The following is a 7,190-nucleotide window of genomic DNA, read 5'->3' as shown; positions in this document are numbered from 1 at the left end:
CTACTCAAAGGAAGTGAGGTATGTTCTTAAACTTGACGTCTAAGGTACTTCACTTCTAGTGAGCACTTGATTTCTTGTGCTTGCGATAAGGCCGAAACCCAATCGCTGCACTCGCATCAAGCGCCCACACTTATCGGTTGTTTAGTTGTTAAAGAGCGGTACTGCTAAAACTTCAAATCGCGGCGCTGATTTCTCAGCGCTTAGCGACTATCGAAACGTCAGGGTAAACCCTAATTTTTCGGCAACCGCCAAGCCCTCTACTATAACACAGCTTTTGCAGATTGTGCAACCGGCTTCTGCCTGATTTGCACCCTATCTTGCAACCCCGCTTGCTTTGCAAGCAGCTCCGGAAATCCGAAGGCCGGTTACCGCACAGGTGGCTGAAATTCAGTTTCGGGGTAAACCCTGATTCGTCATCACCAGCCAAGCCCAAGACTATAGCACAATTTTTGCAGATCTTGCAACTGGCTTCTGCCTGATTTGCGTCGACTTTGCAATAACCGCTTGGCGCCGTTTCCAGCTGCTTTTGCGGCAGATCTGCCCTTGGGCTGACCTGTTGCACTTGCTTGGCTTCGCTGTTCGGAACTGCGTGAGCAGCGAAGGAGCGAGACTATAGCACAGAAATTCTGCGTGTGTGGCCAGCATGACACCCATTTTGCAGAAATATGATTCTTTTAGGGGACGCACCGCGATCAGCCTGCGGGGCGGCACTCCTTCGCTCCTCTATATATAAGGAGGTGACTCCAGGCCCCTCTATATATACGCGGGTGCGCGCCGGTGCGATCACAACCCATAGCCCGTGTAGGCTGGGCAAGACCGGAGCGAGCGGTGCCGCCCGACTGGCACGCAACATCCGGCCGCTTCAAGGCCAGGGCCGGCAGGAGCACCGCGCCGCGCCATCTATATACGAAGCTCCGTCGTTTCCTTGATCTGCTGCAGGGCGAAGAACGAGCGCATGTCCACGACTGCAGGGTGGCGCATGAGCGTGTCCATGGCGAAACGGGAGAAATGCGCCAGGTCGGCGACCTGGATGCGCATCAGGTAGTCCATGTCACCCGACATGGCGTAGCACTCGACGACCTCCGGCCACAACTGGACGTCGCGCGCGAAGTCGCTCATGGGCGCGTGACTGGAGCCGCTGTGCTTGTTCAGGCGGATGTTCACATAAGCGAGCAGCCCCAGCCCGACCTTGGCCGCATCGATGAGCGCCACGTATTTCTTGATGAAGCCTTGTTCTTCCAGGCGCCGCACCCGGCGCAAGCAGGGGCTGGGAGACAGGGAGACGCGGTCCGCCAGTTCCTGATTGCTGAGGCGCCCGTCCCGCTGCAGCTCGGCAAGAATCCTTAGATCTGTCCTATCGAGCTCAATTGCAGACATTTTCAACCCCTTGATTACAATATTGGGCAATATTATTGCTCAAACTATTGGCTTTTGCGCCATGTTTGCAATTGTCTGCCCACCCTTCCTACCTACAATCTGCGTCTAGACTTGAACAACAAGTCGTCCACTTAAAACATGCAAGGGAGCAGACTTATGAGCAGCGCTTTCCAACCCTGGGACAACCCGATGGGCACCGCCGGGTTCGAGTTCATTGAATATGCCGCGCCGGACCCCGCCGCGCTGCGCAAGGTGTTTGAACTGCTGGGATTCAAGGCCATTGCCAAGCATCGCCACAAGGACGTGACCCTGTACCGTCAAGGCGGCGTGAATTTCCTGATCAACGCCGAGCCCGATTCCTTTGCCCAGCGCTTTGCCCGTTTGCACGGCCCTTCGATCTGTGCGATTGGCTTTCGCGTGCAGGACGCCAATGCCGCCTACAAGCGCGCGCTGGAACTGGGCGCCTGGGGTTTCGACTCCCATAGCGGCCCGATGGAACTGAACATCCCCGCCATCAAGGGCATCGGCGATTCGCTGATCTATCTGGTGGACCGCTGGGCCGGCAAGGAAGGCCACGGCGGCATTGGCGACATCAGCATCTATGACGTGGACTTCATTCCGCTGGATCCGGCCAACGCGCAGACCGACATCAACTGGCGCGGCGCGGGTCTGACGTTGGTGGACCACCTGACGCACAACGTGCACAAGGGCCGCATGGCCGAGTGGTCGGAGTTCTACGAGCGCCTGTTCAACTTCCGGGAAGTGCGGTACTTCGACATCGAGGGCAAGGTGACGGGTGTGAAGTCCAAGGCGATGACCTCGCCTTGCGGCAATATCCGCATTCCTATCAACGAGGAAGGCACCGACGAGAAGGGCCAGATTCAGGAGTACCTGGATCTGTACCGCGGCGAGGGCATTCAGCACATCGCCATGGCGACCGATGACATTTATGCCACGGTGGAAGCGCTGCGCAAGACCGGCGTCGTGTTCCTGGACACGCCCGAGACCTACTACGAACTGCTGGATCGGCGCCTGCCGAACCACGGCGAGGACGTGGCGCGCCTGCAGAAGAATCGCATCTTGCTGGACGGCGCGCCGGGTGGCGGACTGCTGCTGCAGATCTTTACCGAAAACCAGATTGGCCCGATCTTTTTCGAGATCATTCAGCGCAAGGGCAATGACGGCTTTGGAGAGGGCAACTTCAAGGCCCTGTTCGAATCGATCGAGCTGGACCAGATGCGCCGCGGTGTTTTGAAGACCGTGGAATAACGCTTGAAGACAGGCGCCTGGCGTGCGTCGACATAGCCTGCTCAAACCCCGCTGAGTGGCGGGGTTTTTCTTTGAGCGCGCGGCGAGCTGACACGCGCCGCATCGGGAAAAGCACCGCGCGGGGAAAGGCCCCGCATGAAAAAAGGCCCCGCAGCGGTCGGCGCAACGCGTGTCCGCCGTACGGGGCCTTCAGTCAGGCGAAGTGATTGCCGCCGCTCAGCGCTTCAGGCGATCCTGGAATTGCTTGCGGAACTTGGCGACCTTGGGTGCGATCACGAACTGGCAATAGCCTTGCTCGGGATGCAGGGCGAAATAATTGCTGTGATAGTCCTCGGCCTGCCAGAAATGCGCCGGCGCCAGCAGCTTGGTGACGATGGGCGCATCGTAGACTTTTTGCGCCTCGACCTCGGCGATGACGGCCTCGGCCTGCTCGCGCTGCGATTCGTTTTGCCAGAAGATGGCCGATTCGTACTGCGGGCCAATGTCATTGCCCTGGCGCCCCGGGGTGGTGGGATCGTGGGTGGCGAAAAAGACGCGCAGCAGATCGCTGTACGAGAGTTCGGCGGGATCGAACTCGATGCGGGCGACTTCGATGTGGCCGGTGTCCTTGCCGCAGACCTGCTCGTAGCTGGGATTGTCGACGTGTCCGCCGCTGTAGCCCGGCAACACGCTTTTGACTCCGCGCAGGTCGGCAAACACTGCTTCGACGCACCAGAAGCAACCGCCGCCAAGAACGGCGACTTCATTGCCCGGTGATGGTTGTTCTGCCATGACGATTCCTTTGCTTTAGGCGGCCGCTGCGTGCGGCCCGCGCCCCCGGCTCGATACCGGGGCATGAAAATAAGACTACTGCTTTGCCGGCGCCAGCGACAAGATCCATTCGGACAAGGCGCGGGCGTCTTCGGGCGATACGTGGGTCTGAGCGGGCATGGGCACCGCGCCCCAGGCGCCGCGGCCACCGCTACGGATCTTGCCCGCCAGATAATCCACCATGGCGTCGCCCTGCCCCGCGTATCGTTCGGCCACGCTCTTTAATGGCGGCCCGACCCGCTTGGCTTCCACCTGATGACAGGCCATGCAGGCCTTGCTCTTGGCCAGATCCAGGCCGGTGGTTTGCGCATGCGCCGCGCCAGCGCTCAGGACGCCGGCCGCGGCCAACAACAGACTAATCTTCAAAAGCATCGGTTACTGCCCCACGGCTGGCGGTGCTGGCGAGCTTGCCGAACTTGGCAAGCACGCCGCGTGTATAACGCGGCTTGGGCTGGACCCAGGCCTGGCGACGAGCCGCCATTTCTTCGTCGCTGATATTGAGCTGCAGCAGCAGCTTGTGGGCATCGATGGTAACCGAATCGCCTTCCTGGATCAGCGCGATGGGACCGCCTACATATGCTTCTGGCGCGACGTGCCCCACGACCATGCCCCAGGTGCCCCCGGAAAAACGTCCATCGGTGATGAGTCCGACGGTTTCGCCCAGTCCTTGCCCCACAAGCGCCGAGGTGGGCGCGAGCATTTCGCGCATGCCCGGGCCGCCCTTCGGGCCTTCGTAGCGGATCACTACAACGTCGCCGTCACGGATCTGCTGGGCCATGATGGCGGTCATGGCATCGTCTTCCGAGTCGAACACGCGCGCGGGGCCCGTGATGACGGGGTTCTTCAGGCCGGTGATCTTGGCGACGCACCCTTCGGGCGACAGATTTCCCTTCAGGATCGCCAGGTGGCCCTGCGGATAGAGCGCGCGATCGATGGGCATGATGACATCCTGGTCCGCGCGGGGCGCGTCAGGCACATCCGCGAGCGTTTCAGCGATGGTCTTGCCACTGATGGTGATGCAATCGCCATGCAGCAAGCCTGCATTGAGCAGGAGTTTCATGACCTGGGGAATGCCGCCGGCGCGATGCAGGTCGGTCGCCACGTACTTGCCTGACGGCTTCAGGTCGCACAGCACCGGGACGCGCCGGCGAATGCGTTCGAAATCGTCGATGGTCCACGGCACTTCGGCGGCGTGCGCGATGGCCAGGAAGTGCAGCACTGCGTTGGTCGATCCGCCCGTGGCCATGATGACGGAGACGGCGTTCTCGATGGATTCGCGGGTGATGATGTCGCGCGGGCGCAGGTTGCGCTTGACCGCGTCGACGAGCACACGCGCGGACTCGGCGGCCGAAGTGACCTTTTCCTCGTCTTCGTTGGCCATCGTGCTGGAATACGGCAGACTCATGCCCATGGCTTCGAATGCCGAGCTCATCGTATTGGCGGTGTACATGCCGCCGCAAGAGCCCGAGCCGGGAATCGCGCATTTCTCGATCTGCTTGAAGTCCTCTTCGGGCATGCGGCCCATGGTGTATTCGCCGACGGCCTCGAATACGGACACAATGGTGAGGTCGTTGCCCTTGTAGCGGCCTGGCTTGATGGTTCCGCCGTAGACATAGATGCCGGGCACGTTGGTGCGCGCCAGGGCGATCATGCCGCCAGGCATGTTCTTGTCGCATCCGCCGATGACGACGACGCCGTCCATCCATTGGCCCTGCGCGGCGGTTTCGATGCAGTCGGCGATGACCTCGCGCGACACCAGCGAGTACTTCATGCCTTCGGTGCCCATGGACATGCCATCGGAGATGGTGGGCGTGCCGAACACCTGGGGATTGGCGCGCGAGGCGCGGATCGCGTCGATGGCGGCGTCGGCCAACCGCTGCAAGCCGCTATTACAGGGCGTGATCGTCGAATGGCCGTTGGCCACGCCGATCATGGGGTTTTCGAAATCGGCCTCTTTGTAGCCCAGCGCGTAGTACATGGCGCGATTGGGCGCGCGCGCGACGCCTTGGGTGATGTGGCGGGAACGTTCGTTGTGCGGCATGGTCAGTGTCTCCTGTCGGCCGTCGGGGCGCGGACATGGCGAACGCACCCGGGGAAGCTGGCTCGCTTGGCATGCGAATCTTCAGTGCTCGCCGGTTATTATCATTCAACTTTATTGTGTCGGGCAGAACATGCTGGAATATCCAAAAATCGACCCCATCGCCCTGCAGATCGGGCCGCTAGCCATTCATTGGTATGGGCTGATGTACCTGGCGGGCTTCGCGCTCGTGTATTTGCTGGGCCGCCACCGCATCAAGAGCGGGCACACCACGTCCCTGAACGTGCGGGACCTGGAAGACCTGATCTTCTATAGCGTGCTGGGCGTGGTGCTGGGGGGCAGGCTGGGATACGTGCTGTTCTACAAGCCGGGCTATTACCTGTCGCATCCGCTTGAAGTGCTGTATCTGTGGCAAGGCGGCATGTCTTTCCACGGCGGCCTGATTGGCGTGATCCTGGTGATGCTGCTGTTCGCGCGCAAGAAGGGCCTGCCGTTCTTTGCGATCAGCGATTTCATTGCGCCGCTGATTCCGCTGGGACTGGGCTTTGGCCGGCTGGGCAATTTCATCAATGGCGAACTGTGGGGCCGTCCCACCGACGTGCCGTGGGCCATGGTGTTCCCCGACAGCGGCGACGGACTGCCGCGCCATCCGTCGCAGCTCTATGAGCTGGGCCTGGAAGGCATCGTGCTGTTTGCGCTGCTGTGGTGGTTTTCGAGCAAGCCGCGGCCGCTGGGTCAGGTCAGCGGATTGTTCCTGATGGGCTATGGAACGTTCCGCTTCCTGGTGGAATTCACGCGCGAGCCGGACAACTTCCTGGGTCTGCTCGCGGGTGGATTGAGCATGGGACAGTGGCTGTCCCTGCCGATGGTCGCCCTGGGCGCCATCATGTTCAGTCTTACTGCAAAACGATCGTCCCGTTGACCGCGACGCTGACCGTCACGTTCCCTGCTTCAAGGGGAACGCTGACGTCGGCGCTGCTGAACGAACCGCCCTTGGCCATTGCCGCGCCGACCATGCGTTGAACCGGCACGGGGCCGCCGGAACCGCCGAGTTCAATCTTGGACAGGCGGTAGCCGGAAAAGCCGAAGGCATTGGCCGCGGCCAGTGCGCGATCCTTGAAGGCCTGCGCGGCTTCTTTCAGCAGCTTGCGCTCTTCGGCTTCACGGGCGGCCGGCGACAGCGAGAAGCTGATGTTGGAAATGGCGGTCTTGTCGGACAGCTTGGAAGCCAGCGCGGCGGCAGCCGCGAAGTCCTTGGACTCCAGCACGATCTCGCCCTGGCCGCGCCACGAGGCGATCTTTCCCTTGTTGTTCATGTTGGGCCAGACGTTGAAGCTGCTGGTGCGCACTTCCACGTCCTTCGTGTCGCGCGCACGCTTGACGGCGTCTTCGAGCGCGGCGGTCAGCTTCTGGCCGGCGGCCGGCTGGTCCGGCGCTTCAACTTCCGCGGACAGCGCAATGCGGACCGTGTCCTGCTTGACCTCGGAAGACGCCATGGCTTGCAAGGTCAGTTCGGGCGAGCGGTTTGCGGCGGGCTCGGCGGCGGCCGTTGCGGCAGGCGCCTGCGTCTGCGCGAAAACGGGTTGAGCCGCAGCGATGGCGGCCACGGCTGCGCACGCCGCACCAAGCTTGGTGAGCGAAAAAACGGGGTGTTTGAACATGGACTGGTCCTAGGAGGGAGGACGAAGGGGATTTG

7 protein-coding genes are annotated in these 7,190 nt (G+C 61.4%); 2 read left to right on the top strand and 5 right to left on the bottom strand.

Features of this window, described 5'->3' with window-relative positions; translation table 11 throughout:
• Positions 1–900: 900 nt before the first annotated feature.
• Entirely contained in the window at positions 901–1,377 is a 477-nt protein-coding gene (locus ASD87_RS26485; protein ID WP_056327939.1) for an Lrp/AsnC family transcriptional regulator, read from the bottom strand.
• Between the two features lie 156 nt (positions 1,378–1,533).
• On the opposite strand from ASD87_RS26485, the gene hppD reads away from it, so the two are divergent.
• Positions 1,534–2,646, top strand: coding sequence for a 4-hydroxyphenylpyruvate dioxygenase (hppD, locus tag ASD87_RS26480; RefSeq protein ID WP_056327926.1), 1,113 nt, complete (start codon positions 1,534–1,536; stop codon positions 2,644–2,646).
• Between the two features lie 216 nt (positions 2,647–2,862).
• Here hppD and msrA read toward each other — a convergent pair whose 3' ends face one another.
• The 3 genes from msrA to ilvD all read right to left on the bottom strand — a co-directional run bounded on the left by msrA (position 2,863) and on the right by ilvD (position 5,497).
• The gene (gene msrA, locus ASD87_RS26475; protein WP_056327925.1) at positions 2,863–3,417 is read right to left on the bottom strand and encodes a peptide-methionine (S)-S-oxide reductase MsrA; all 555 of its coding nucleotides are present in this window, start codon (positions 3,415–3,417) and stop codon (positions 2,863–2,865) included.
• Between the two features lie 75 nt (positions 3,418–3,492).
• Positions 3,493–3,828 (bottom strand): c-type cytochrome, encoded by a 336-nt coding sequence (locus tag ASD87_RS26470; protein WP_056327924.1) that lies wholly within the window; start codon positions 3,826–3,828, stop codon positions 3,493–3,495.
• Complete coding sequence (ilvD, locus tag ASD87_RS26465) at positions 3,812–5,497, bottom strand: dihydroxy-acid dehydratase (RefSeq protein WP_056327923.1); 1,686 nt, start codon at positions 5,495–5,497, stop codon at positions 3,812–3,814. The genes ASD87_RS26470 and ilvD overlap by 17 nt, the downstream gene beginning before the upstream one ends.
• 130 nt (positions 5,498–5,627) lie before the next feature.
• Between ilvD and lgt the strand changes: the two genes are divergently transcribed.
• Complete coding sequence (gene lgt, locus ASD87_RS26460) at positions 5,628–6,416, top strand: prolipoprotein diacylglyceryl transferase (RefSeq protein WP_056327922.1); 789 nt, start codon at positions 5,628–5,630, stop codon at positions 6,414–6,416.
• Here lgt and ASD87_RS26455 read toward each other — a convergent pair.
• Complete coding sequence (locus ASD87_RS26455) at positions 6,391–7,155, bottom strand: SIMPL domain-containing protein (protein WP_056327921.1); 765 nt, start codon at positions 7,153–7,155, stop codon at positions 6,391–6,393. The genes lgt and ASD87_RS26455 overlap by 26 nt on opposite strands.
• Positions 7,156–7,190: the final 35 nt, after the last annotated feature.

Source organism: Achromobacter sp. Root170 (assembly GCF_001428165.1).
GTDB classification, from domain to species: domain Bacteria; phylum Pseudomonadota; class Gammaproteobacteria; order Burkholderiales; family Burkholderiaceae_B; genus Achromobacter; species Achromobacter mucicolens.
The sequence above is the reverse complement of the archived record's forward strand: the minus strand, read 5'-3'. Positions and strand labels throughout refer to the sequence as shown.